Raw genomic sequence first — 26,449 nt, forward strand, 5'->3', positions numbered from 1 at the left:
GGTGGACCCCGGTACGTCCGGTGCACCCTGGTGAACTGGTGAGCGTCACAGCAAGCGCTTTCTATGTGTAGAGAAGCTAGCCTCTGAGGAGCGGTCTGGACAAGACCGTGACGGGGATGAGTTGTTCGAGGGGGCGAACAACTGGGGGTTTCGGCCTTAGGGTCTGCACGGAACCGTGCGCGTGCGCTCGCTTGCCTGTGCGTGTGGGGGCTTGGGCTCTGGTGTGGGCTGGGGCGTCGGGCGTCGGTGTGGGCTGGGGCTTGGAGCTTCGGTGCGTGCTGGGGCTTGGAGCTTCGGTGCGTGCTGGGGCTTCGAGCTTCGGTGCGTGCTGGGGCTGGGAGCTTCGGTGTGGGCTGGGGCTGGAGCAGTGCATGAGGACTTACTACGAGATGCGCGACCGGAGGACGACGAAGATGACGGTGACCCTGGCGGACGTGGCGGCCCGCGCGCAGGTCTCGCCCGCGACGGTGTCGCGCGTGCTGAACGGGAACTATCCCGTGGCCGCCTCCACCCGTGAGCGGGTGCTGCGGGCCGTGGACGAGCTGGACTACGTACTGAACGGCCCCGCGAGCGCGCTCGCCGCGGCGACTTCCGACCTGGTCGGGATCCTGGTCAACGACATCGCCGACCCGTTCTTCGGGATCATGGCGGGGGCGATCCAGGGGGAGATCGGGGGGCCGGGGGGTCGGGCCGGCGGGGAGCGGCTCGCCGTTGTGTGCAACACCGGGGGGTCCGCCGAGCGGGAGCTCACGTATCTCACGCTGCTTCAGCGGCAGCGGGCCGCGGCGGTCGTGCTGACCGGTGGGGCCGTGGAGAACACCGCGCATGCGGAGGCCGTGGCTACGAAGCTGCGCAAGCTCGCGGCCGCGGGGACTCGGGTCGTGCTGTGCGGGCGGCCGCCCGCGCCCGCCGACACGGATGCGGTCGCTCTCACCTTCGACAACCGGGGTGGGGGGCGGCGGCTCACCGAGCATCTGATCGAGCTCGGGCATCGGCGGATGGGGTACATCGCGGGGCCTGAGGAGCGGACTACGACGCGGCATCGGCTTGAGGGGCATCGGGATGCGCTTGCCGCGCACGGGATTCCGGATGAGGCGTCGCGGACTGTGCATGGGCGGTACGACCGGCGGGCCGGGTACGAAGCCACTCTTGAACTGCTGCGGCGGGATCCGGAGTTGACGGCTGTTGTCGCTGCGAATGACACGGTTGCTCTTGGGGCGTGTGCGGCTCTGCGGGACTCCGGGTTGCGGATTCCGGATGACGTGTCCGTGGTCGGGTTCGATGATCTTCCCTTCAGCATTGATGCTGTGCCTGCGTTGACGACTGTGCGGTTGCCGTTGGCGGAGGCGGGGACTCGGGCCGGGCGGATCGCCATGGGGCGGGAGGAGGCGCCGCCTGGGGGGATTGCCACGATTCGGGGGGAGTTGATGGTGCGGGGGTCTACGGGGGCGCCGAAGAACTCCTGAGGTTGGTGGGGGGGTGCGGGTTGCTTGTCGCTGGGGTGCGCGGTTCCTCGCGCCCCTGAAAGACGCGCCTGCCGTTGGGCGGTTGGGTCGGGGCCGCGACGGGGCATCCGATCGCAGCTGTGTCATCCAGCACCAACACGTTGCCCATGAGAGGTCGTGCTGCGATCGGAAACCCCGACACGCCCCCTTCGTCGGGAGGGCGGCAGCCGGAGGGGTAGGGGGCACTTGAGGGAGGGGCCTACGCCCCTGCATCTTTTAGGGGCGCGAGGAACCGCGCACCGAGCGACGTCCCACCCGCACTTTCAGGGGCGCGGGGAACGGCGCAATCTTGTGGCCTTTAGGGGCGCGAGGAACCGCGCACCCAGCCCTGACTCACCCGCACCGACGCATCCGACCTCAGCCACACCCACCAGGGGCGCGGGGAACTGCGCAATCTTTTCGCTTTTAGGGGCGCGAGGAACCGCGCAGTCAGCCTCCACCCACCCGCGCAGTCAAGACTCCCCCGCCCCGGGAGGGCTACAGCGCATCCAAGCGACCCTGTTGCCCCGGGCCCAGGCGGAGCCCACCCGCCGCGACGTTCTCCTCCAGGTGGGAGAGCCGGGCCGTGCCGGGGATCGGCAGGATCACAGGTGAGTGGCCGAGGAGCCAGGCAAGGGCCACCTGCGTGGGCGTGGCGTCGAGTTCGGCCGCGATCGCCGCGATCTCGGCCCGGTCCCCGGACGTCCCCCACGCCACGGTCCGCCACGGCAGGAAGGCGATACCGGCCGCCTCACAGGCGGCCAACACCGGCTCATGCTCCCGGTCGAGCAGGTTGTAGCGGTTCTGGACGCTCGCGATGTCCACGATCTGCCGGGCCTGGTCGAGTTCGTCGACGGTGACCTCGGACAGGCCGATCCGCCCCACCTTGCCCTCGTCCCGAAGGTCCCGCAGCACCCCGAGCTGGTCGGCGAGCGGCGTCGCCGGGTCGATGCGGTGCAGCTGCAGGAGTTCGATTCGTTCCATGCGGAGGCGGCGCAGGGCCTTGTCGACCTGGGCCCGCAGGACCTCCGGGCGGCCGTTCAGCTCCCACTCCCCCGAGGACTCCGACCGCTCCAGACCGATCTTGGTGGTCACGAGCAGCCCGTCCGCGTACGGGTACAGGGCCTCGGCGAGGAGTTCCTCGTTGGCTCCCCCGCCATACATGTAGGCGGTGTCGATCAGCGTCACGCCCAGTTCGACGGCCCGCCGCGCCACTGCGACGGCGGCCTCCCGGGCATCGCCGGGCTCGGTGGGCAGGTGCATCGCCCCGAATCCGAGCCGCCCCACCTCCAGGTCCCCGCCGATACGGAACGTGCTCGATGTGGTCGTCGTCATCTACGAGTCTCCCCCTCGATCGAACGGCCACGCTAACAGCGCCCCCGGACCGACAAAACCCGTGCGCGCGACGGCCACAGCGGGCATAATCTCTGACTGAGTCAGAGATCAGAGTCAGCTATCCAGCCCGGTGTGCGAACCCCAAGGCAGGTGTCAAAGGCAGGTGCCGGACGTCATGACCATTCAAGAGATCCGTGCTTTCAACCGCTTCTACACGAACCTCATCGGCGCGCTCGACTACAGCCGCCAGCTCCACGCCCCGTACACGCTCACGGAGTCCCGTGTGCTGTACGAACTCGCCCACTCCCCTCGTACGGACGCGGCCGACCTCCGCGGTGAACTCTGTCTGGATTCCGGCTACTTGAGCCGTCTGCTCGCGAAGTTCGAGAAGGACGGGCTGATCGAGCGGGCGCCGTCGGAGAAGGACACCCGGCGGCGCCGGATCACGCTCACGGACCGCGGCCGGGAGACCGCCGATCTGCTGAACGAGCGCTCGCGGGAGGCCGTCGGCTCGCTGCTCTCCACCGTGCCGCCGGAGGCCCGGCCCCGGCTCGCCGAGGCCATGCGGGACATCCGGGAGATCCTCTCGGACGCAAGCCGGAGGCCGCCGCGTCGGGAGGACGTGCTGCTGCGCGAGCCTGGGCCCGGCGACCTCGGCTGGGTCGTGCAGCGCAATGCGGCGCTCTACGCCTCCGAGTACGGCTTCAACACGGACTACGAGGGCCTGGTGGCCCGTATCGTCGCCGACTTCGCCGAGGACCACGACCCGCACCTGGAGCGGGTGTGGATCGCGGAGCTCGACGGTCGTCCGGTGGGCTGCGTGATGTGCGTACGGGACGAGGCACCCGGCGCCGCCCGGCTGCGCCTCCTGCTCGTCGAGCCGGACGCGCGCGGTCTCGGCATCGGCGATCAACTGGTGGGCGCCTGCGTCGAGTTCGCACGCGGTGTCGGCTACCGGGAGATGGTCCTGTGGACGAACGACGTCCTTTCCGCCGCCCGCCGCATCTACCAGCGCCACGGCTTCGTCCTAGTCGACGAGAAACCCCACCGCTCCTTCGGCACCGACCTCAACGGCCAGGACTGGCGCCTCGACCTGCATGGCGTGAGCTGACAGGCGCCGACACACCTGCCTGCCCGGCGGAGACGACAGGGGGCGCCCCATCAGGGGCGCGGGGAACAGCGCAGTCTTTGGCTTTCAGGGGCGCGGGCAACGGCGCAGCCTTTGGCTTTCAGGGGCGCGGGCAACGGCGCAGCCTTTGGCTTTTAGGGGCGCGAGGAACCGCGCACCCTGCCGAGTCCGACGGTCCCTCGATATCCGGCCCAACCCCCAGCCGCCCCACCCACGCCCCCCGACGGAGTCACACGCGCGGGCGCCGCCCCTTCTCCTGCCTCGGGAAGGACTGGCGCCCGCCAGGAAGCGTCGGCTTCGGCAAGGTAGCCACCTCCTCCTTCGCCCGTTCCAGTTGCTCCGCCGTGTCGTCCGGGAGGCGCGGCGCTCGCGGGCGGCCGTGGGAGAAGCGGAACGCGGAGGTGAAGTCGCCGAAGGTGTCCCGGCGCCAGTCGCTGATGTTCGGTTCCTCCACGCCCGTGAAGGCCTCAAGGAAGCGCAACGAGGAGGTGTGGTCGAACGCCTCCGACGCCACCCAACCGCCCACCGTCCAGGGCGAGATGACGATCGCCGGGACGCGGAAGCCGCCGCCGATCGGCAGGCCCTGGACGAACTCGTCCGCCGTGCCCGCACGCGGCGTCGGCGGGGCAACATGGTCGAACAGGCCGTCGTTCTCGTCGTAGTTGAGGATGAAGGCGGTCTTCCGCCACACCTTGGGGTTGGAGGCGATGGCCTCGATCTTCGACGCCACGAAGTCCGCGCCCGCGGCGGGCAGGTAGTCCGGGTGTTCCGACTGGAAGCTCGTCGGCATGATCCACGAGACGGCCGGCAGGCGGTCGTTGCGGGCGTCGTCCTCGAAGGTGCCCTCGGGCTGGGGGCGTACGCCGCGCTCGTAGAGGTCGGAGCCCGGTGCCGCGTTCCTGAAGGACGCGAACTGCTCCAGCATGTTGCAGCCGTAGTCGTCGTCCTGCTGGTACACCTTCCAGCTGATCCCGGCCGCCTGGAGCCGCTCGGCGTACGTCGTCCAGCGGTACGGCGTCGGCGCCACGTTGCTGAGGATCGGGCCGCCCTGCTGTCCGCCGGGGTCGATCGTGCCCGTCATCCACATCAGACGGTTCGGCCAGGTCGGGCCGAACACCGAGCAGTAGTAGTTGTCGCAGATGGTGAAGGCCTCGGCGAGGGCGAACTGGAAGGGGATGTCCTCGCGGGTGTAATAGCCCATGACGTACGGGCCGTTGACGCCGTCCGCCTTGCGGTGGGCCGGCAGCCAGCGGTCCATTTTGCCGTTGTTCCAGGCCTCGTGCTGGACCGACCAGGCGTGGCTGGTGGACGGTATCGCCTGGGCGCTCGACTTGCGCGTGTCGAGGTGGAAGGGCAGCAGATAGCCCTTCGGGTTCTCGGCGTCGGGCTGGTAGAAGACCGAGCGGCCGTTGTCGAGTTTCAGCGCGTGCGGGTCGGCGAAGCCGCGCACCCCGGACAGGGTGCCGAAGTAGTGGTCGAAGGACCGGTTCTCCTGCATCAGCATCACGACGTGCTCGATGTCCCGGAGCGAGCCGCGCTTCGGCGGTCCGGCCGCGACTGCCTTCTGCACGCTGGGCGGGAGGAGAGTGAGAGCCGCGGCGCCGCCCACGGTGGCGGCGGCGGAACCGAGGAGTCTACGACGAGTCAACTCGGGCATGGTTGCCCCTTCTTGAGCCAATGGGCTCTGCGGAGTGGCGTGGGCCCGTGACGGAGAGCGCGGGCCGCCGATCACTCTCCGCCCGGTTCGGCATGCCACATCAGGGGCGTCCGGTGAACAAGTGAGAAACGGGTGGAAAGGGGTTGGCCAAGCCATGACATGCCAGGTCGGGGCATTGCCGGGCCGTTGCCGGGACTTGGCGGACGGATGGGCCGTACATGGGTCGAGGGCCGCGAGGCGCGCTGCCCGGAGTCGGCCTTCGAACCCGCGAGGCGCGCCGGCCGAGGTCGGTCTCCGGACCCGCGAGGCGCGGCCGGGAGTCGATCGCCGGACCCGCGCCGCACTGCCCGGAGTCGATCTCCGGACCCGTTCGGCACTGCCCTGATTCGATCTCCGGACCCGTGCCGCACGCAGGAGTGAAAAAAGACTGGTGGCGGGTACTGTCCGAGTCATGAAGCTGGCCTTCTCCACCCTCGGCGTTCCTGGACTCCCGATCAGCGACGTGGTGCGCCTCGCCGCCACGCACGGCTATCACGGCGTCGAGTTGCGCACGCATCCCGAGGAGCCGGTCCACCTCGGCCTGGATCCTGCCGAACGGACCGACGTGGCTGCCGAGTTCAAGGCCGCGGGCATCGAGATCCTGGGCCTCGCCGGGTACGCGCGCGTCGCGGCGCCGGGCGACGACGGCCCCGTGATCGCCGAGATCCGCGAGCTCCTCGAACTGGCCCGGGACCTCGGCGCGCCCTACATCCGCGTCTTCCCCGGCGGCAGCCCCGACCAGAGTCCCGAGGAGGCCGACGCCACGGCCGCCCGGCGCCTGGGCACGGCCGCCGAGTACGCCGCCGACCTGGGCGTACGCATCCTGCTCGAGACCCATGACTCGCACCGCACGGGCGCCGACGCGATCCGTGTCCTCGGCCTGGTCGGCCACCGTCAGGCCGGCGCCCTGTGGGACGTCATGCACACCTGGCTCGGCGGCGAACAGCCCCCGTCCACCTTCGCCGCGCTCTCCCCGCACCTCGGCTACATCCAGGTCAAGGACATCGCCTCCGCCGACGACACCACCCCGCTGCCGCTCGGCACGGGCGTCCTCCCCCTCACCGAGTGCGTCGAGCTGCTGTCCCGCGAGGGCTGGGACGGCTGGCTGTGCTGGGAGTACGAGAAGCGGTGGTACGCGTCGGCCGCACCGCTCGAAGGGTTGCTGGGGGCGGGGCGGGAGCATCTGGCGCGGTTGCTGAACGAGTCGGCGTAGAGCGGCGGCGGCGCGTCGGCTGGCACGCCGGGGCCCCATAGGCGTGCCTACTGTGTGAGCACTCTCGCCCATACCGTCTTGCCGATCACTCTGCCTCTCAGCTCCCAGCTCTCCGCCAGCGCCGCCACGAGGTGCAGGCCCCGGCCCGACTCCGCGTCCAAGTGCGGGACTTGGGGTTCCGGGAGGCGGGGCGAGGCGTCGGAGACCTCCACCTCGACCGCCTTCTGGCCGTCGTAGGTGAGCGCCACCTCGAAGAAGCGGTCGGGGACGCGGGCGTGGCGTACCGCGTTCGTCGCCAGCTCCGAGACGATCAGTTCGATCGCCTCCGCCACGTCGGTCGGGATCCGCCATTCCGTGAGTACGGACCTGGCCCCACGGCGGGCCTCCGGCACGGAACGGGTCACCGGTGTGAGCCTGCGCCGCCATGTCCGGACTCGGAGGTCGCGGAAGTCTCGGAGGTTTACTCCGTCACTTTCTGTGTTCACATGAACACTGTCGGCCCTGGTGGCTACCGTCGCCAGTGACCAAGCGTCGACGCCTGCGGCGGGCAACTGTGCCTGTGCGGGCGTTGATTGGCGTTGAGTGCCGTAGAGGGGAAGGTTGCAATGGCGCAGCCCAAGAAGAACTCGTCGTCACCTGCCGCGCAGTATTTCGCGGAGGTACTGCGGATGCTGCGCACGAAGGCGGGGTTGTCGCAGACCGAGTTGGGCGAGCGGATGGCTTATACGGGGGCCGCGGTGAGCGCGGTCGAGACGTGCGCGAAGCCGGCGACGGATGAGTTCATCGAGGCTGCGGAGAAGGCGCTGGAGGCCGGTGGATTGATCGCGGCTGCGGCCAAGTATTTGCGGCTGGAGCGCTATCCGGCCCACTTTCAAGGCATGGTCCAGCTGGAGCAGGATGCGCTGACGGTCTCCTCGTACTGCGTCCAGCTGATCCACGGGTTGTTGCAGACCGAGGCATACGCCTGTGCTCTGTATGACCACGCTGTTCCTCCGGTCGACCCCGAGGAGATCGAGCATCACGTTGCGGCCCGCATGGAGCGCAAGGCGCTGTTCGACCGCAAGCCTGTGGCGATGATCAGCATGGTGCTGGAAGAGGCCGCGTTGCGGCGGCACATCGGCGGTGCGAGCGTGATGGGGCGACAGTACGAATACCTCGTCGAATGCGCCACGCGCCCCAACCTGGCGCTGCAGGTGATGCCCATGGGGCGGGCCGGACATGCGTGCCTGGCCGGTCCGATGACGGTCATCGAGACCCCGGAGGAGGTCACTCTGGTCTACTTGGAGGGGCAAGGAAACAGCCACTTGGTCTCCAAGCCCGACGAAGTGGGAGTACTCGCGCGGCGTTATGCGATGATCCGAACACAGGCCCTCAACCCCGAGGAGTCCGTGATTCTGATCGAGCAGCTGGCGGGTGAACTGTGAGCAACTTGACCTGGTTCAAGAGCAGTTACAGCGACAACACCGGCGGCGAGTGCGTCGAAACCGCCTTCACTTGGTTCAAGAGCAGCTACAGCGACTCCAGTGGCGGTGATTGCGTAGAGGTGGCCACCACCTCCGCCATCCACATCCGTGATTCCAAAGACATCGCACGCCCCTCCCTCCGCGTCTCCCCCGTCGCCTGGGGTGTCTTCATAGCCGAGGTAAGGACCGCTTCTCACCCCTCATGCTGATCCGCGAAGCCCTCCGCAACCTCCGTCTCACCTGGCGCCCCCTGTACCGGCTCACGCTCCTCGTCACCGGGCTCACCACCCTTGCGGGGAGCGCCGTCGTGGGGGCCGGGTTCCTCCTGTCGTGGGGGACGTTCGAGGAGGTGCGGAGGAGTGCGGACCAGGATGTCGCCTACGAGGACCCCATCGCGGCGTACATCGACGGGACGATGGAGAGCCTGCAACGGGTCGGCGCGGGCGTCACCGTGCTGCTGCTGGCGCTCGCCGCGGGCGTCGTCGCCGTGTTGCAGACCGCGTACACCGTGGCCTTCGAGCACGCGTCGGAGGAGGGGCAGAAGAGCCTGAGCGTCCATGTGTTGTGGGCGCGCATGCGTCCGCACCTCGGGGTCGCCTACTGGGTGCAGTGGCGGGTCTGGCTGCGCGTCGGAGCGGTGGGGTTCCTGGCGCTCATGACCTCGGTCGCCGCGGACTCGGGGGAACTGCCGGGTGTCGAGCGGACGCTGGTGGGTGAGACCGCGACCTGGCAGTACCGGCTGGTAGGCGGGGTCCTGCCGATCACCATCGCGGCGCTCGCCCTGCTCGTGTACTTCCGCCACTGCGTGGCCACCGCCGCGCTGGTGACCGAGAACTCCTCCTCCAAGGCGGCGGTCCGACGTGCCTGGGCGCTGACGAAGAGGGCGCCCTGGAAGACGTACGGCATCGGGCTGCTGCTCGCGGCCGCGGTCGTGCTCGCCTTCGTCGTCCTGAGGTATGCGGCGGGTCCCGTCGCACACGTGCTGGGCCTCGGCATGCTGTGGCTGAGCGACGACAACGCGTACATCACCGGGGTGCTGGTGCTGATCACCCCGACGGCGGTGGCCCTGCTCCTGCTGCCGCTGGTGGTTCTGCCGTTCGTGTGCTCGGTGGTCGCCGTGCTGTACCGGGACCTCAGCGTTCGGGAGCCTCGCTTCGCGACCCCGGTGGCGTGACGACTACATCGGCGCCACCAGGACTGCGAACGAGCGGCCCAAAACAGCACCCCATCAACCCCGTTGTGCACTCCCGTGCCCACCCGTACCAATTTCCGGGAATCGGTGGAATCAGGGGAACCCATCCTCGCCACCCCCCGTCCAACCCGCATGCTGCCGGATGAGTCACCGCAGTGCGGTGTCGGCCTCGCTGCTGGCTGCGATCGCTGACTTACCCTCTCCGCCGCCTGCGGCCGACAGCACGCCGTCATCGGCGCGCCCCCCTCCAACAGCGCCGATGACGGCCCCTCTTGTGTCAGGCAGTCCGTACGTCGGCGAGTGGTGATTCCTCCCCTGACCGGTCCCCCGCTGGCAGAGCCCCGGGCAGCCCCGTCGGAAGGGCTCGAGCGGGGTGTATCCGCCGTGTCGGCTGTCCGCGCTATTGACTGGCAGAAATTTCCCGGATATCCGTGACTCCTTGGAAGTTTCCTTCATACTCGCCCCTCCACGGGCCCTACGAGGCCCTCTCCGGAAGGAGCGCACGTGCACACCTCCAGACGTACGCTGCTCGCGGCGACCGCGGGCGCGGCGGCGGTTGTCGCCGTCGGCGGCGGTCCGGCGCTGGCCGAGGACGACGACACCGGCAGGCTCGACGACAAGAGGCTCCGGGCCCTGATCTCCCGTATGACGCTCGAAGAGAAGGTCGGGCAGCTCTTCGTGATGCGGGTGTACGGGCACTCGGCGACCGCGCCCGACCAGGCCGACATCGACGCCAACCTCAAGGAGATCGGCGTACGCGACGCCGCCGAGCTGATCGCGAAGTACCGGGTCGGCGGGATCATCTACTTCGGGTGGGCGCACAACACCCGTGACCCGCACCAGATCGCGGACCTGAGCAACGGCATCCAGAAGGCCTCGCTGGCACAGCCCCGCGGGCTGCCCGTGCTCATCTCCACCGACCAGGAACACGGCATCGTCGCCAGGGTGGGCAGGCCCGCGACGCTCTTCCCGGGTGCCATGGCCCTGGGCGCCGGCGGCTCGCGCACGGACGCCCGTACGGCGGGGCGGATCGGCGGTGCCGAACTGCGCGCAATGGGTGTCCGGCAGGACTACGCGCCGGTCGCCGACGTGAACGTCAACCCGGCCAACCCCGTCATCGGCGTACGGTCCTTCGGTGCCGATCCCCAGGCGGTGGCGGGGATGGTCGCCGCGCAGGTGAAGGGGTACCAGAGCGCCGGGGTCGCCGCCACGTCCAAGCACTTCCCGGGGCACGGGGACACCGAGACCGACAGCCACTACGGGTTCCCGGTCATCGAGCACACCGAGGCCCAGTGGGCCGAGCTCGACGCGCCGCCGTTCCGTGCCGCCATCGCGGCCGGGATCGACTCGATCATGACCGCGCACATCATGGTCCCGGCGCTCGATCCGTCCGGCGACCCGGCGACCCTCTCCCGGCCCATCCTCACCGGCATCCTGCGCGAGCGGCTCGGCTACGACGGGGTCGTGGTGACGGACTCGCTGGGCATGGAGGGCGTACGGACCAAGTACGGGGACGACCGGGTGCCCGTGCTCGCCCTGAAGGCCGGTGTCGACCAGCTCCTCAACCCGCCGAAGCTGGACGTCGCCTGGAACGCCGTTCTCCAGGCCGTCCGCGGCGGCGAGCTGACGGAGGCGCGCCTCGACGAATCGATCCTGCGGGTGCTGCGGCTGAAGGCCAAGCTGGGGCTGCTCAAGGATCCGTACGTCACCCGGCGCGGGGTCGACCGGGTCGTCGGAATCCCTTCGCATCTGAAGGCCGCCGATCGCATTGCCGAGCGGACCACGACCTTGCTGGTCAACTCCGGGGGGCTGTTGCCGCTTTCGCGTCGTACGCATCGGAGCGTTCTTGTCGTCGGGGCCGATCCTGCCTCGCCGTCCGGGACCACCGGGCCGCCCACTACCGTGCTCGGCGCCGCGCTGACCGAGCTGGGCTTCACGGCGACCGTCCTCTCCACGGGCACGGCTCCCACCGAGGCGACGATCGCCAAAGCCGTCGCGGCGGCCCAGGGCGTGGACGCGGTGCTCGTGGGGACGTACAACGTCACGGCCGCCTCCAGCCAGCGGACGCTCGTGAACCGGCTGCTCGCCACGGGCCGCCCGGTGGTCGCGCTCGCCATCCGCAATCCGTACGACGTGGCCCAGCTGCCCGATGTCAAGGCCTACTTGGCGGCGTACTCCTGGACGGATGTCGAGCTGCGCGCCGCCGTGCGCGTGCTCGCGGGGCGTGCCGACCCGGTGGGCGAGCTGCCGGTGCCGGTGCAGAAGGCGGACAAGCCGAAGGAGGTGCTGTACCCCGTGGGGCACGGTCTGAGGTACTAGCCCGACGTACCCGGCCCGTCCTACTGGGCCTGGCGTACGGGACCTACGCCGCACACCCGGCGCACCGCCCCCAACTGACGCAAAGCACCCCGTACGCCTGGCGGGGCCCGCCGCGACGGGTCACGCTGGGCGGGGGGATCGGGGGGAGCGCCATGCGCGATGGACGGGGCGTGGGAGCACGTCGTACGGGGATGGTGTGCGGGCTGCTGATGCTGGTGGCGGCGGCGCTCACGGGATGCCAGCAGTCGTCCGGGACCCAGGAGCGCAAGCTGGACGAGACGACTCCGGCTCCGACGCGGGCCTCGGGATACGGGGTGGTGTTCCTCGCGATCGACGAGTGCAGTTCGTTCGGGCGCGAGTCGTTCACCGAGGTGCCGTGCACCAGTGAGAAGGCGGCGGCCCGGGTGGTCGCGCGGCACGAGGGGAAGGTCGGCGCGGGGCCGCCCTGTCCCGCCACCACGGACTTCGTGCTGCACATCAGCGAGCAGAAGCCCTCGGCCGACGAGGACGGCGACGGCGCGGTCCCGCAGGGCTACGCCTGTATGCGCAATCTTGAGGCCCCGCATCCGGGCGACCCGGGCGGCGGCGGAGGCCCCCGCACCATCGTGGGCGACTGTGTCTACAGCGCGGGCGAGGGCGAGGTCCGTGAGACGTCGTGCGACAGCACGGGCAAGAAGGCGCCGGAGTTCAAGGTGACCGCGGCGGTGGAGAAGCGCACCGGCTGCCCGCCCTCGACTGCGTTGTACGTCCAGCTGGGCGGGCCGAAGCCGGTGGGCTGCGCCCGCCCGGTGTAGCCCCGGGGTTTCCCCGGGAACTCCACCGGACGGGCGCGGCAGGGCGCTTGCGGCGTCGGCCGGTTACGGCCTCAGCTGGCGCTCCACCTTGCGCTTGTCGAGCTTCGAGTCGTACTTGGCCAGCGGCTTCGCCTTGTCCGGGTTCGCCTGGACCGCGGCGGAGGCGACGCCCGCCCACTCCAGGATCCGGGCCGTGGCGAGGGCCTTCTGGTCGGCGACGAGACCCGCGACGTTGGCGCCGTGGTTCATGCCGGGGGCCGTGAAGACGTACGAGTCACGCGCGCCCTTGCCGAGGTGGAACGGCTCGGCGCCCCACGGGTCGTTCTGGCCGTACACGAACAGCATCTGGTTCGCGTTGCGCTTCACCCAGGCGTCGACGTCGTGCATGACGCCGGGCTGGAACTTCATGGAGATGTCGCGCGGCACGAAGTTCCGCGGCGGCTGGTAGCCGTACCGGATCAGCTTCTTCTCGATGTGCGGGAAGCCGATGGTCGGCGCGCCGAGCTGCGTACCCGCCTGGTAGTAGTACGGCGTGTACGGCTCCAGGCCCTGGTCCGTGTAGAAGGAGAAGCCGGAGATCGTGTCGACCGACGTCCAGATCTCCTCGTCGGTCGCGTTCTTCGCGTCCGCCGGGATCTCGTCGCAGCCGGCGAGCGTGCCGTACTGCCAGAAGCCCCAGACGTAGTCCAGGACGACCGCCTCGTACGCCTTGTCCAGGCTGCCGACGGTGTTGAAGGTGTAGCCCTCGGCGGCGGCCACCTCCTTGTACTTCTTCTCCAGCGCGGTACGGCGGACGAGTGCCTCGCGCTGCACCGCGTTCAGCCGGGTGCGGCACTCCTTGGTGCCGACCTTCGCGAAGAACCGGTCGTACGCCGAGTCCTCCTTGTTCACCACGTCGTTGGGGGCGACGTACGCGACGACGCCGTCCATGTCACGCGGGTAGAAGCGCTCGAAGTACGTGGCGGTCATGCCGCCCTTCGAGCCGCCGGTGGAGACCCACTTCTTGTCGTAGATCGGCTTGAGGGCCTTGAAGATGCGGTGCTGGTCGCTGGCGGCCTGCCAGATGTCCAGCTTGGTCCAGTCGGCCGGCGCGGGCCGGGACGGAGTGAAGTAGCGGTACTCCATCGAGACCTGGTTGCCGTCCACGATCTGGGTCGGCTCGCGGCGACTCGGGGTCGTGGAGACGTTGTAGCCGCCGGTGTAGAAGACCGTCGGACGGGCCGTGTCCTTGTGCAGCACGGTGATCCGCTGCTGGAAGGTGCCCTTGGACGGCTTCCGGTGGTCGACGGGCTGGGTGTAGTTGAGGACGAAGAACCGGTAGCCCGTGTAGGGCTTCTCCTCGATCAGGCTCATGCCCGGGATCGCGAGGAGCCGGTCCTTGATGTCCGCGGCGTCGTCGTTGACGACGTTTGTGCCGGTGGCGTCCGGCTGGGCGGCGGTGGCCGCCCCGGCCGTGCTCACGGTGCCTATCAGCACCACGAGCGACAACAGCCATCTGAGCGTCTTGCGCATGCGTTCTCCCCTGAATACGCAGATGTCCGCCGGAACCTAGCGGAGCAACTGCTGTCGCACCAGGGGATGTTGGGTGCATTACGGACAGGATGGTACGAAGATCGCGCAACTCGGCCGGGAGAGTCCGCTCAGCGGGGAATCCGGTCGGTGGGGATCAGGTCAGCAGAGAATCCAGCCCGTGCTCACCGAGCCCGAGCCGACGGCGCCCTTGATCCATACGCAGCGGTTGCCGGCGTGCACCCTCACCGGGCCCGCGTACTTCTTGAACATCCCGTCGTTGGGGACCGCCTGGTTCCCCCGCGCCCGCACGCTCACCAACATGTACTTGCGGGCGCCCACCTTGTGGGGACGGGTCACCGCGCAGACGTAGCCGCGCTTCTTGTAGACCTGCACGTATCCGGTGGAGAAGGTCACCGTGCGCACCTTCCGCCCCGCGCACGGGCTCGCCGCCGACGCCTCGCCCACGCCGGGGCCCGCGAGCGCCAGCAGCCCCGAGGCGGTCACCAGGGCAGTACCGAGCGCCAGACGTCGGCGTATCACGCCCATGTCCACTGGTGTCCCTTCCACGGCCCGCAGCAATCGGCGTACTGGTGTACGGACGCATGACGTACGGCGGATGGTTGCGTGAAAGGGGCTACAGAGTCACCTCGGCGTACTGACGGCCGCGGCCTCGTCCTGGTCGGGCTCCCCCACGAACGTCCGCCACAGCTCCGCGTACCGGCCGCCCCGGGCGAGCAGCTCGTCGTGCGTGCCGTCCTCCGCGACCTTGCCGTCGGCCATGACCACGACGCGGTCCGCGCGGGCCGCCGTGGTCAGGCGGTGGGCGACCACCAGCGTGGTGCGGCGGCCCGCGATGCGGTCGGTGGCCTGGTTGACCTGGGCCTCCGTGGCCAGGTCGAGGGCGGCGGTGGCCTCGTCGAGGAGCAGGATGTCCGGGTCGACGAGTTCCGCGCGGGCCAGCGCGATGAGCTGCCGTTGTCCGGCGGAGAGGTTGCGGCCTCGCTCGGCGACCTCGTGGAGGTAGCCGCCGTCCAGCGTGGCGATCATGTCGTGCGCGCCGACCGTGCGGGCCGCCGCCTCCACCTCGGCGTCACTCGCGTCCGGACGCCCGTACGCGATGGCGTCCCGGACCGTGCCCAGGAAGAGGTACGCCTCCTGCGGGACGACGCCCAGACGGTGGCGGTACGACGTGATGTCGAGGGAGCGCAGATCGGTGCCGTCGACCGTGACCCTGCCGCCGGTCGGGTCGTAGAAGCGGGCCACGAGCTTGACGAGGGTCGACTTCCCGGCGCCCGTCTCGCCGACGAACGCCACGGTCTGCCCGGCCGGGATGCTCAGGGAGACCTCGCTGAGGGCCTCTTCGTCGTCCCCGTACGCGAAGTCCACGCCCTCGAAGGCGATCTCGCCCCGCAGGGACAGCACTTCGAGCGGCTCGTCAGCGGCCTTCGTCGACGTCGGCTCCTGGAGCAGCTCCTGGATGCGGCCGAGCGAGACGGTCGCCTGCTGGTACCCGTCGAAGACCTGCGAGAGCTGCTGCACGGGGGCGAAGAACAGGTCGATGTAGAGGAGGTACGCCACCAGCGCACCGGTGGTGAGGGTGCCCGCGTCGACCCGGCCCGCGCCCACGATCAGCACCGCTGCCGCCGCCACCGACGACAGCAGCTGCACGAACGGGAAGTAGATCGAGATCAGCCACTGGCCGCGGATACGGGCCTGGCGGTAGCTGTCGCTGCGCTCCGCGAACCGCCTGCCGCCCGCTCCCTCGCGGCGGAACGCCTGGAGGATCCGCAGCCCGGACACCGACTCCTGGAGGTCCGCGTTCACCACGGAGACGCGCTCACGGGCGAGTTCGTACGCCTTCACGCTGGCCCTGCGGAAGAAGAACGTGCCGATGATCAGCGGCGGCAGTGTCAGGAAGACGACCACCGCCAGGCCCACGTCGATCACCAGGAGGGCGACCATGATGCCGAAGAAGGTGACGACCGAGACGAACGCGGTGACCAGGCCCGTCTGGAGGAACGTGGACAGCGCGTCCACGTCCGTCGTCATCCGGGTCATGATCCGGCCGGTCAACTCACGCTCGTAGTAGTCGAGTCCGAGACGCTGGAGCTGGGCGAAGATCTTCAGGCGCAGTGAGTACAGGACGCGTTCGCCGGTGCGTCCGGTCATGCGGATCTCGCCGGTCTGCGCCACCCACTGGACGACGACGGTCACCAAGGCGAGGGCGGACGCGGCCCAGACGGCGCCGAGGGCGACCTCGGAGACACCCTGGTCGATGCCGTGCCGGATCAGGACCGGCAGGAGCAGACCCATGCCCGCGTCCACGGCGACCAGGCCGAGGCTGACGAGCAGCGGAAGCCCGAAGCCCCGCAGCAGACGCCTCAGGCCGTACGACTCCTCCGGCGTGACCGCGCGTGCCTCGTCGATCTCCGGGATGTCGGTGGCCGGGGGCAGCGCGTCGACCTGGGCGAGGAGCTCGGGGGTCGCGGGCGAGCCGTCGAGGGCGGTGTCCTTGGGCTCGCGGTCGCCCGTCCACAGGTGTGGGGTGACGCCCCGCTCGGCGTCGAACTCGGCGTCCAGCTCGTCCCGTACGGACGTGTCCTCCTGCGGACAGGTCGGCCGGGCGTGACCGGGCGAGACGCCGCCCAGCTCGTCCGGGTCGGTGAGCAGGCGCCGGTAGAGCGGTGAGCGTTCGGTCAGTTCCTTGTGCGTGCCGATGTCGGCGAGGCGGCCTTCGTTGAGGACCGCGATGCGGTCGGCGAGGTTCAGGGTGGAGCGGCGGTGGGCGATGAGGAGTGTGGTGCGGTCCGCCATGACCTGCTTGAGGGCCTCGTGGATCTCGTGCTCCACGCGGGCGTCCACGGCCGAGGTCGCGTCGTCCAGGACCAGCAGGCGGGGGTCGGTGAGGATCGCGCGGGCCAGGGCCACGCGCTGGCGCTGGCCGCCGGAGAGGGTGAGGCCGTGCTCGCCGACCTTGGTGTCGTAGCCCTCGGGCAGCGCGGCGATGAAGCGGTCCGCCTGGGCGGCCCGGGCCGCCTTCTCGATCTCTTCCTGGGTGGCCTCGGGGCGGCCGTACGCGATGTTGGCGCGGACGGTGTCGGAGAAGAGGAAGGAGTCCTCGGGGACGAGCCCGATCGCGGCCCGCAGCGAGTCGATGGTCAGCTCGCGCACGTCGTGGCCGCCGATGAGGACCGCGCCCCTGGTCACGTCGTAGAAGCGGGGCAGCAGGAGGGAGACCGTGGACTTGCCCGAACCGGAGGAGCCGACCACCGCGAGGGTCTCGCCCGCGCGGATCTCGAACGAGAGGCCGTCCAGGACCGGGCGGCTGTCCTCGTAGGCGAAGGACACGTCGTCGAACTCGACGGTCGCGGGGGCGTCGGCGGGCAGCGGCTTCGTGCCGTCCTTGATCGACGGCCTGGTGTCGATCAGCTCCAGGACGCGCTCGGCGCCGGCGCGGGCCTGCTGGCCGACCGTGAGGACCATCGCGAGCATCCGGACGGGGCCGACGAGCTGGGCGAGGTAGGCGGAGAAGGCCACGAACGTGCCGAGGGTGATCTGCCCCTTAACCGCCAGCCAGCCGCCGAGGGCCAGCATCGCGACCTGGCCGAGGGCCGGGACCGCCTGGAGCGCCGGGGTGTACTTGGAGTTCAGCCGGATCGTGCGCAGCCGGCCCGCGAAGAGCTTGCGGCCGATCTCGCGCAGCTTGCCGGTCTCCTGGTCCTCCTGCCCGAAGCCCTTGACCACGCGTACGCCGCTGACCGCGCCGTCCACGACACCGGCCACGGCTGCCGCCTGTGCCTGGGCGTACCAGGTGGCGGGGTGGAGCTTGGAGCGGCTGCGCTTGGCGATGACCCACAGGGCCGGGGCGACGGCAAGGGCGACCAGGGTGAGCGGCAGCGACAGCCAGGCCATGATCACGAGGGAGATCAGGAAGAGCAGTACGTTCCCGACCGTCATGGGGAGCATGAACAGCAGGCCCTGGATGAGCTGAAGGTCGCTGGTCGCGCGGCCCACGACCTGGCCGGTCGACAGCTCGTCCTGGCGCCGGCCGTCGAGGCGGGTGATCGTCTCGTACATGTCCGTACGCAGGTCGTGCTGGACGTCGAGCGCGAGCCGGCCGCCGTAGTAGCGGCGGATGTAGGTGAGGACGTAGACGACGACTCCGGCGCCGATCAGCGCGGCTGCCCAGGGGGCCATGCCCCGCGTGTGGTCCCCGACGACGTCGTCGATGATCACCTTGGTGACCAGCGGGACCAGGGCCATGACGGCCATGCCCCCGAGCGAGGCGCCCAGCGCGAGCACGACGTCCTTCGGGTACCGCCAGGCGTACCCCGCCAGCCGTCGTGCCCATCCCTGCTGTGTCGCCACGAGTGCCTTCCATCCGTCCAGTCGTTCTGATCGTCCGGAAGGCACCAACGCGGACGGGAGGGGATTTCATCCCTCCGCAACAATCGGGCCCGTGCTCGGGCCGCGTTCGGGGCACGTTCGGGTCTGCCGTCGGCGGCGGACCCGGAGGGATCAGAGGCGGACCCGGAGGGAGTAGAAGCGGGTGATCTGGACCGGGTTCTGGTTGTCGTCGCTGACGAGCAGCAGGTTCAGCCGGCCGTGGCCGCCGCCGCCCGTGACGGCGAGGCCCTCGATGTTGTCGAGAAGCGGGTTGGGCTGCGGCTGCTTGGCCTGGGCGCCGAGTGAAGGACAGTTCACGAGATCGGCGAGCAGGGTCTTGCGCACGAGGCGTACGCCGCTCTGGCCCGTCAGGGTGTCGATGCCGGACGTGTCCGTGGCACGGCGCAGGTCGGCCAGGTAGAGCCTGACCGTGTTGCCGACGCCCGCGGTGAAGCCGCGTTCCAGGACGAGGAGGCGTCCGTCGGGGGTGGCCGTGGTCTCGGAGACGTTCAGGCCGGTGTCGGTGCGGTAGCCGTACTGGGCGTCCAGGGCGAAGTGGCCCCGCTGCCGCTCCCAGGTCTGGAAGCGGACGATGCCCGTGGTGTCCCCCGCGAGGGAGCCCTCCATGCCGGCCAGCAGGGTGCGGCGGCCGGGGAGGAAGGTCAGCCCCTCGAAGGTCTGGTTCGAGGTGGCCCGGCCCGCGGGGGCGACCCTGAGCGCGTCCGGTACTGGGAGACGGTCGAGGATGCGGCCGTCCCGGGCGTACCGGCGTATGGACGGCTCGGTCTCGGAGGCGACCAACCGGGTCCCGTCCCGGTCCACGGCCAGCCCCTCGGAGTCGAGCGCGGCACCGGCCTCGTCGGCGAGCGGGACGACGGAGGCGGGCCGGAGCGTCTTCCGGTCCAGCGTGAACAGTGCGGACCGGTCGAAGACCGCCGCGATCCTGCCGTCGCGGTCCACCGCGAGCGCGGAGAAGTTCCCGACGAACGTTCCCTCGTACGTCGTCTTGTCGAGCGCATCGGAGAAGCCCTCGATGGAGACGGAGGGCGAACAGGCGTTCCCGCGCTGGGCGTTGGCGGGCGCTGCCGCGGTGAGGCAGGTGGCTGCCGCCAGAGCGGCCGTGACGGTGGCGAGGAGTGGTCTCAGGCGCATGGCGTCACGGTAGGCGGACGGGGGTTGAGGGGGAGGGTACGGGCCGTTAATTCCAGGGAGTCGGGGATTCGAGGGAGACGGGGAGCCGGAGATTCCGGGGAGCTGGAGGATTTCGGGGGCCGGGCGGCTGGGAAGCCCCAGAAGCCCGGGATTCCTAGGAACCGAGGACTCCGGGGAGCCCGGCGGGCCGGGAAGCCAGGAGAGCGCGAGGGGAGCCGGAGAGCCAGGGGCCGGGAAATGGGCGGCCGGAGGCCCAGGAGGCTGAGGATCCCGGGATGCCGAGAAGCCGGGCGGTCGGGAGCCCAGAAGCCCGGGACCCGGGAAGCCCAGCGAGCCCGGGATTCCGGGGAGCCCGAGGATTCCAGGGAGCCCAGAGCCGGAGTCGCGTGGGCACCGGTTACCCACGCGGCTCCGACCGAGCGCCAGGTCTCAGTCCTGGTAGACCTTGTTGTTGCCCGCGCCGCCGGAGAGCGTGTCGTTGCCCGTGCCGCCGTGGATCACGTCGTCGCCGGTGTTGCCGAAGATCGTGTCGTCGCCTCCCAGGCCGTACAGGGTGTCGTTGCCCCGGCCGCCGTAGAGGGTGTCGTTGCCGGAGCTGCCGCGGACGATGTCGTTGCCGTCGTCGCCGTACAGGGTGGTGTAGCCGAGGTCGTCCTCGCCGGTCGCCGTGAGGACGTCGTTCCCGGCGCCGCCGCTGCAGTGGTACGCGCAGCCCGTGAGGATGGTGTCGTTGCCGGCCTCACCGAAGGAGCCGTTGACCCAGACGCCGTCGACGCCTTCGAGGTGGTCGTCGCCGTCCCCGCCCTTGAGGACGTTCGCCCCCTTGCCCAGGATGACGTCGTCGCCCGGGCCGCCGCCGAGGGTGCCCTGCGTGTGGACGTCGTCGCCGACCGTCACGGTGTCGTCGCCGTCACCGAGGTCCACGTCGTAGATGTCCGAGTCGTCGGACCCCAGGGGCTCGGGCTCCACGCACTCCACGACGGTGCGGTCGGTCGCCGAGGGGTACGTACACACGTCCGTGCTGGTGATGGTGATCTCGAACTTGTCCCGGAAGGTGACGAGGTAGTCGCCGCCGAACTCGTTCGGGTCGACGTCGATCGCCTTGGTGGAGATCTGGAGGTCGTTCACCTGTCCGGCGGCGGCCCGGTACCAGATCGCGCCGTCATAGCGCTCGACGGTGGCCGTGGTCGCCGCCGTGTCCGTGGTGTCCGCCTGGGCGGCGGGCGCGGCGAGTACGGCTCCTCCCAGAGCCAGTACGAGGGTGGAGGTGGCGGCGATGCTTCGTAAAACGCGCATGCGAAAGAGACCCTTCGAGGAGTGCGTGCTGAATGGAGTCGGTGGCGAGGGCGCCGGTGACGTCGTCGGCGCCCTCACCGCGATCGGCGATCGGCGATCGGACAGCCGGTGCGACCTGCACGACCTGTGCGGCCGGCGCGGTCCGTACTGTCCATGCCGTCCGTGACGGGTGTGGCAGGTGTTGTTTCCGATCACCCATTCAGACAGCGGACCGGGGCCGAGGGTTGCACCGGAAAATCGCTTCTTTTCGCCGGACTCCGCAGGTCAGCGGGGGTTTCTAACACTCCTGGATGAGCTCTCGCGGAAACCCGGGTGAACGTTCTCCCTCATCGCGGAGGCGCCCTGATGCCGGATCATCGTCTTGACGAGTTTCGCGACCATGGCAGGCGGGACGCCGGTGGTGTCGATCAACTCGGCCTCCCCGCGCAGCCAGAGCAGCGCCTCGTCGTAGTCGTGGAGATGGTCCAGGCGCCGCCGGCGGGAGCCGACGCTCTCCGGGTCCGTGTCGTTCTGGATGCGCTCGACGAGCGTGTTGTGGTCGGCGTGCAGGACGAAGTGGCGTAAGGGAACGCCCGCCTGGACCAGTCCCGTGCGGATCTCACGCCAGTACGGCTTCTCCAGCACGGTCTGCGGCACGACCAGCGTGCCGCCCACATGGTCGAGCACCTGACGCGCGGTCTCCACCACGAGACCGCGCCACGGCGGGAACTCCTGGAAGTCACGGGCGGGCTTCCCCAGGACGTGCCAGAGCATGTAGCCGACCTGTTCGGTGTCCAGGAGCCTGGCGTCCGGGAGGAGGGTGGTGAGCTGCCTGGCGGTCGTGGTCTTGCCGACGCCGAAGGCGCCGTTGAGCCAGATGATCATGAAGCGGGCACCGCCGGGAAGGCTTCCTGAGGGTCGGTCGTGGGCGTGTAACGCTGCGCTCTGGTCGGCACGAGGTCCTTGTGGATCGCTTTGGCCACGGCCTGAATCGTCGTCACGCCGTAGTTCATGGTGCTGTTGCCGTGGGTCAGGACCGAGATCGTGTAGTCGTGGCCCGCGCCCTTGAAGGTGCCCACGCTGTGGACCCGCCAGCCGTGCGTGGAGCGGGACAGCCAGCCGTTCTTCACATGGACGGCGACGGAGGAGGGGGCTCCCGCCGGAGTGCCCCAGCGCTGCGAGGAGATGACCTTGCCCATGAGTTTGAGTACGTAGGCACGGGAGTTGTCGCTCAGCACCGTGTTCTTGGCGGTGAGCAGCGCGAGGAGCTTCTGCTCGTCCTGGACGGTGATCTGGGTGAGGCCCCAGTAGCCGTTCGCCCCGGGCTTGGTCCGGGTCATGCCGGCCGCGGCGAGGAAGCCCTTCACCTTCGTCGTGCCCAGCTGGTTCCAGAGCTTGGTCGTGGCCGCGTTGTCCGACTTGGTGATCATGGCGGTGGCCAGATCGGACTCCCGCTGGGTGAGATAGCGGTTGGTCTTCTTGGCGTCCCACAGAAGCGTGGCGAGGACGGTCACCTTGACGACGCTGGCCGAGTCGTAGGCCTGGGTCGGTCTCAGCGTGCAGGTGGTGTTGGTGCTCCGGTCGTGGAGGCCGACGGCCACGGTGCCCTGGCGGTTCGCGAGGGCCGTGGTGATGTCCTTCTGCAGTTTGGTGGCCAGGGCCGGCTGGGCGGACGTGCACGTCGCCTGCGGTGTGGCCGCGGTCGCTGGTGCCACGGCCACGGTGAGCGGCACTAGGACCCCGGCACCGAGGCCCGCGCAGAACACACGGGTACGCCGGGATATCCGGTGAGTCATCGAGTACTTCCATCCCCTTGGGTACGAACGAGCGCGCCTCGGCACACTCGCCTCTCTCGACTCACCGGGACGGCCGGGGGTTGTACGCGGGTTTCTGGAAGCGGAGTTGAGCGGCCTCGGGGCCCTGGAGACAGGGGCTTCGGGACCAGAAGCGGAATGCCAGAGGCGGCCCGGAACCGGGATGCCCAGGCGGCCTGGAGAGGGGACTCCGGATCCCCCCTCGTACGACAGCCGACAGCCGACAGCGGTCACGGCTGCTGCAACTGCTTCGGCTCCTACGACGACTTCGGCTACTTCTGGGTGACCCGCCCGGCGATCCCCTTCTTGATCGTCACCTCCACCGTCAGGTTGCCGGCCTCGGCGGCGGCGTCCAGGTCGTCGGCGGTGCACTTCTCCGCCTCGGCGGTCTCGGGGTCACCGCAGATGTCGCCGCCCGTGATCTCCGTGTCCTCGGCGACCCAGAAGGCACGCTCACCGACCAGCAGCTTGCCCGGCGCCAGGAACGTCAACGTGCCGGAGAACGTACCGTCCGAACCCGCCGGCGCCTCCGAGGAGTCGCCGCCCCCGCCCTCCGCGGCGAAGACCTTGGTCGCTATGCCCTTCTCGATCGACACCTCGGCCTTGGTGTTCCCGGCCTTCGCGGTGTCGTCGAGCTGGTCGGCGGTGCAGTTCTCCGCCCCCGCGGTCTCGGGGTCACCACAGATCCCGGCGCCCTGGATCACCGTGTCCTCCGCGACCCAGAAGGCACGCTCACCGACCAGCAGCTTGCCCGGCGCCAGGAACGTCAACGTGCCGGAGAACGTACCGTCCGAACCGGCCGGCGGCTCGGAGGCGTCGGCGCCACCGGAAGCGACGGGAGAACCGGCGGGGGCCGAGGCGCTGGGAGAGTCGGACGCGCCGCTGGGAGAGGAGGAGGCACCCGCTTCGGCGGAGTCCTCCGGGCCGCACGCGGTGAGGAACAGCCCCGTGGCGGCCAGGAAACCGATGGCGGCGAGCGTACGGGAGCGGGTGCGGCTGAGCGACATGTCGGGGTGCCCTTTCGGCGTCTTTGCTTGTTGATCTCAAACGTCAAACGCCGTACACAGCAAGCGCGTTCATCGGCGGTCACTCCTGTTGCACAGCCGGTATGAACCGCCGGTAACTGTTACCGGGCGGCGCGCTCTGTGACCGTCCGGCCCTGGCGCCGATCAGCGCCCTCTATCTACGACCGTCCGGCCCTTTACGTGTTCATACGCTTCCATGGCACCCCCCTTCCCCCACTCACAGCCGGGCCCCAGGTTCACCACAGCCCTCGCCCACACCGCTTTCGCACGATGCACGCGTGACATCTGCCACCGATCCGTACCCCCACGCCCCCGAGGCCGCCCAGGCCGCCCCCGCGGCGGACCGGGACGCCTCCTCCCCGCCTCCCGCCGAGACCGGCGCGCAGCCCGGGAAGCCACCCCGCTGGTCGCTTCCCGCGCTGGTCGCGATCATGGTTCTGGCCGGGGTGCTCTACTCCTGGAACTTCTCCTCGTCCAGCCTGAACAGCTTCTACAGCGCCGCCGTGTACAGCGGTACGCAGAGCTGGAAGGCGTGGTTCTTCGGGTCGTTGGACGCGGGGAACTTCATGACCGTCGACAAGCCCCCCTTCGTCCTGATGGTGATGGGGCTGTCCTGCCGGGTCTTCGGGTACGGCACCTGGCAGATGATGCTGCCGCTGGTCGCCTCCGCCCTCGGCACGATCTGGATCCTGCACGCGTCGGTCAAGCGGGTCTGGGGCCACGGCGCCGCGGCCGTCGCCGCGCTCGTGCTCGCCCTCACCCCGATCACCGTCGCCATCAACCGCGACAACAACCCGGACACACTGCTCGTCTTCCTGATGGTCGCGGGCGCCGCCCTGGCCCTGCGCGCCGTCCACAACGGCAGGCTCCTGCCGCTCGTCGGCTCGGCCGTCTGCTTCGGCCTCGCCTTCAACACCAAGATGCTCCAGGGGTACATCGCCCTGCCCGCCGTCTTCGCGGTCTACCTGTACGCGGCCCAGGGCGGCTGGCTGCGCCGGGTGCGCAACCTCGCGATCGCCGCGGTCGCCCTCGCCGTCTCCAGCTTCTGGTGGGCGGCGGCCGTGTCGCTGGTGCCCGCCTCCGACCGGCCCTACATCGGCGGCTCGACGGACGGCACCGCCTGGAACCTGATCATGGGCTACAACGGCCTGGGCCGCGTCTTCGGCGGCGAGGGCAACGGCGGCGGTGGAGGCGGTGGCGGAGGCGGCTTCTCCGGGACCGCCGGGATCGGCCGGATGTTCAACGAGGTGCTCGGCGGCCAGATCTCCTGGCTGCTCCCCTTCACGGCCATCGCCCTCGTCGGCGGCCTCGTACTGCGCGGTCGCGCCCCCCGTACGGACCTCACGCGGGCCGCGCTGGTCCTGTGGGGCGGCTGGACCGCCCTGCACTACCTCACCTTCAGCCTCGCCGAAGGCACGATGCACCCGTACTACACGACCGCCCTGGCGCCCGGCATCGCGGCGCTGTGCGGAGGCGGCGGGCTGATGCTCCTGCACGCCTTCCGCACCGACAAGAAGTGGCTGTGGGTCCTGCCCGTCGCGTTCGCCGCCACCGGCATCTGGGCCGTGGTGCTGCTGCGCCGCGCCTCCGGCTGGAACTCGTGGCTGTGGCCGACCATCGCCGCGGTGATGGTCCTCGCGATCGTCGGACTCCTCCTCTTCCGCTCGGGCCGACGCGTACGGCTGCTCGCCGTCGCCCTGACCGCGGCCGTCGCCGCCTCCCTCGCCGGACCGACCGCGTACGCGGCCTCGGTGACCGCGGGTTCGAGCGGCGGCATGAGCGGTACGAACCCGACGGCCGGCCCCACCACGGGCGGCGGCATGGGCGGCGGACCCGGCGGCGGTGGCGGTGGCGGTGGCGGCCGGGGCGGCTTCCCCGGCGGCGGCCAGGCCCCGGGCGGCCAGCAGCAGGGCAGTCAGCAGGCGGGTGGCGAGGCCCCCGGTGGCGGCCAGACGGGCACACCGCCCAGCGGCGCCCCCAGCGGCCAGCTGCCCGGCGGCGGCCAGCAGCAGGGTGGCCAGGAGCAGGGCAACGGCCAGACCGGCACCCCGCCCAACGGCACCTCCGGCACCGGCGAACAGGGCGGCACCACCTCCCGGCCCGGTGGCGCGGGCGGCGGTGGCATGGGCGGCGGTCCCGGCGGCGGCGCCGACAGCGCGATGGTCACGTACCTGGAGAAGCACCGCGACGGCGCCAAGTGGCTGGTGGCGGTGTCCAGTTCGCAGAGCGCGGCCCAGCTGATCGTCAGCACCAAGCAGCCCGTCATCTCCATGTGGGGCTGGTCCGGCAGCGACAAGGCCATGACCCTCGCCAAGCTGAAGGAGCTCGTGAAGAAGGGCGAGCTGCACTACATCGTGCTCGGCGGCGGCATGGGCGGCGGCGGTGGCATGGGCGGCGGTGACAGCGCCAGCTCCGAGGTGACCGCCTGGGTCCAGGAACACGCGACGGCGGTGAAGGCGAGCGAGTACGGCGGTACCGACTCCTCGTCGTCCGATTCCTCCACCGACTCCCAGAGCACTCAGAACACCCAGGCGCTCTACCGCCTGGACGCCTCGGACGTCAACTAGGGCAAACCCTCCCCCGATTGGGGAGAACCCTCGCTCTTCGCAGCCCCTGGACCGGCAACGGCCAGGGGTTGCGTCGTATGCAAGAACGTCACA

At 70.0% G+C, this 26,449-nt stretch carries 20 protein-coding genes; 9 read left to right on the forward strand and 11 right to left on the reverse strand.

From position 1 onward, the window contains the following. The first annotated feature begins 413 nt into the window (after nt 1–413). Complete coding sequence (locus ACN20J_RS18730; protein ID WP_189838461.1) at nt 414–1,466, forward strand: LacI family DNA-binding transcriptional regulator; 1,053 nt, start codon at nt 414–416, stop codon at nt 1,464–1,466. A gap of 516 nt (nt 1,467–1,982) precedes the next feature. Here the strand turns inward: ACN20J_RS18730 and ACN20J_RS18735 are convergent. Next, a complete protein-coding gene (locus ACN20J_RS18735; RefSeq protein WP_419666365.1) occupies nt 1,983–2,819 on the reverse strand; it encodes an aldo/keto reductase in 837 nt (278 codons plus the stop codon). Between the two features lie 175 nt (nt 2,820–2,994). Here ACN20J_RS18735 and ACN20J_RS18740 point away from each other — a divergent pair, with 175 nt between their 5' ends. Further along, nucleotides 2,995–3,930: a bifunctional helix-turn-helix transcriptional regulator/GNAT family N-acetyltransferase gene (locus tag ACN20J_RS18740; protein ID WP_055612356.1), complete on the forward strand. Its 936-nt coding sequence runs from the start codon at nt 2,995–2,997 to the stop codon at nt 3,928–3,930. A 247-nt stretch (nt 3,931–4,177) separates the two neighbouring features. On the opposite strand, the gene ACN20J_RS18745 is transcribed toward ACN20J_RS18740, so the two are convergent. Further along, on the reverse strand, nt 4,178–5,605 hold the full coding sequence (locus ACN20J_RS18745; RefSeq protein WP_419666366.1) for an alkaline phosphatase family protein: 1,428 nt from the start codon (nt 5,603–5,605) through the stop codon (nt 4,178–4,180). A gap of 451 nt (nt 5,606–6,056) precedes the next feature. Between ACN20J_RS18745 and ACN20J_RS18750 the strand changes: the two genes are divergently transcribed. After that, nucleotides 6,057–6,857: a sugar phosphate isomerase/epimerase family protein gene (locus ACN20J_RS18750; RefSeq protein ID WP_189837704.1), complete on the forward strand. Its 801-nt coding sequence runs from the start codon at nt 6,057–6,059 to the stop codon at nt 6,855–6,857. A gap of 47 nt (nt 6,858–6,904) precedes the next feature. Here the strand turns inward: ACN20J_RS18750 and ACN20J_RS18755 are convergent, their stop codons facing one another. Then, entirely contained in the window at nt 6,905–7,261 is a 357-nt protein-coding gene (locus ACN20J_RS18755; RefSeq protein WP_419666367.1) for an ATP-binding protein, read from the reverse strand. A gap of 201 nt (nt 7,262–7,462) precedes the next feature. On the opposite strand from ACN20J_RS18755, the gene ACN20J_RS18760 reads away from it, so the two are divergent. From ACN20J_RS18760 to ACN20J_RS18780, 5 genes are all read left to right on the forward strand, one after another. After that, a complete protein-coding gene (locus tag ACN20J_RS18760) occupies nt 7,463–8,281 on the forward strand; it encodes a helix-turn-helix domain-containing protein (RefSeq protein ID WP_419666368.1) in 819 nt (272 codons plus the stop codon). Continuing rightward, a complete protein-coding gene (locus ACN20J_RS18765; protein ID WP_419666369.1) occupies nt 8,278–8,529 on the forward strand; it encodes a DUF397 domain-containing protein in 252 nt (83 codons plus the stop codon). The genes ACN20J_RS18760 and ACN20J_RS18765 overlap by 4 nt, the downstream gene beginning before the upstream one ends. Continuing rightward, nucleotides 8,523–9,494 (forward strand): hypothetical protein, encoded by a 972-nt coding sequence (locus ACN20J_RS18770; protein WP_419666370.1) that lies wholly within the window; start codon nt 8,523–8,525, stop codon nt 9,492–9,494. The genes ACN20J_RS18765 and ACN20J_RS18770 overlap by 7 nt, the downstream gene beginning before the upstream one ends. A 522-nt stretch (nt 9,495–10,016) precedes the next feature. Continuing rightward, nucleotides 10,017–11,831, forward strand: coding sequence for a glycoside hydrolase family 3 protein (locus ACN20J_RS18775; protein ID WP_189837699.1), 1,815 nt, complete (start codon nt 10,017–10,019; stop codon nt 11,829–11,831). 152 nt (nt 11,832–11,983) lie between these two features. After that, a complete protein-coding gene (locus tag ACN20J_RS18780; protein ID WP_259333346.1) occupies nt 11,984–12,625 on the forward strand; it encodes a hypothetical protein in 642 nt (213 codons plus the stop codon). 63 nt (nt 12,626–12,688) lie between these two features. Here the strand turns inward: ACN20J_RS18780 and ACN20J_RS18785 are convergent, their stop codons facing one another. From ACN20J_RS18785 to ACN20J_RS18820, 8 genes are all read right to left on the reverse strand, one after another. Next, on the reverse strand, nt 12,689–14,137 hold the full coding sequence (locus tag ACN20J_RS18785; protein ID WP_189837698.1) for a S28 family serine protease: 1,449 nt from the start codon (nt 14,135–14,137) through the stop codon (nt 12,689–12,691). Between the two features lie 159 nt (nt 14,138–14,296). Further along, the gene (locus ACN20J_RS18790) at nt 14,297–14,683 is read right to left on the reverse strand and encodes a hypothetical protein (RefSeq protein ID WP_246574984.1); all 387 of its coding nucleotides are present in this window, start codon (nt 14,681–14,683) and stop codon (nt 14,297–14,299) included. Between the two features lie 96 nt (nt 14,684–14,779). Beyond that, nucleotides 14,780–18,505, reverse strand: a complete 3,726-nt coding sequence (locus ACN20J_RS18795) for an ABC transporter ATP-binding protein (protein WP_419666371.1) — start codon at nt 18,503–18,505, stop codon at nt 14,780–14,782. Between the two features lie 150 nt (nt 18,506–18,655). Next, complete coding sequence (locus ACN20J_RS18800; RefSeq protein ID WP_419666372.1) at nt 18,656–19,675, reverse strand: esterase-like activity of phytase family protein; 1,020 nt, start codon at nt 19,673–19,675, stop codon at nt 18,656–18,658. A gap of 429 nt (nt 19,676–20,104) precedes the next feature. Continuing rightward, nucleotides 20,105–20,971 (reverse strand): calcium-binding protein, encoded by an 867-nt coding sequence (locus tag ACN20J_RS18805; protein WP_419666373.1) that lies wholly within the window; start codon nt 20,969–20,971, stop codon nt 20,105–20,107. Between the two features lie 264 nt (nt 20,972–21,235). Continuing rightward, nucleotides 21,236–21,835 carry an AAA family ATPase gene (locus ACN20J_RS18810; RefSeq protein WP_190227797.1) on the reverse strand — a complete coding sequence of 200 codons (600 nt, stop codon included), beginning with the start codon at nt 21,833–21,835 and terminating at the stop codon, nt 21,236–21,238. Beyond that, nucleotides 21,832–22,746: a serine hydrolase gene (locus ACN20J_RS18815; RefSeq protein ID WP_190227796.1), complete on the reverse strand. Its 915-nt coding sequence runs from the start codon at nt 22,744–22,746 to the stop codon at nt 21,832–21,834. Before ACN20J_RS18815 ends, ACN20J_RS18810 begins: the two co-directional genes overlap by 4 nt. Nucleotides 22,747–23,036: 290 nt before the next feature. Further along, complete coding sequence (locus ACN20J_RS18820) at nt 23,037–23,771, reverse strand: hypothetical protein (protein ID WP_419666374.1); 735 nt, start codon at nt 23,769–23,771, stop codon at nt 23,037–23,039. A gap of 296 nt (nt 23,772–24,067) precedes the next feature. Here ACN20J_RS18820 and ACN20J_RS18825 point away from each other — a divergent pair, with 296 nt between their 5' ends. Continuing rightward, nucleotides 24,068–26,356, forward strand: coding sequence for an ArnT family glycosyltransferase (locus tag ACN20J_RS18825; RefSeq protein WP_419666375.1), 2,289 nt, complete (start codon nt 24,068–24,070; stop codon nt 26,354–26,356). The last annotated feature ends 93 nt before the right edge of the window (nt 26,357–26,449 follow it).

This window comes from Streptomyces sp. 2-1 (assembly GCF_048564895.1).
In the GTDB taxonomy this organism is placed as follows: Bacteria; Actinomycetota; Actinomycetes; order Streptomycetales; family Streptomycetaceae; genus Streptomyces; species Streptomyces phaeochromogenes.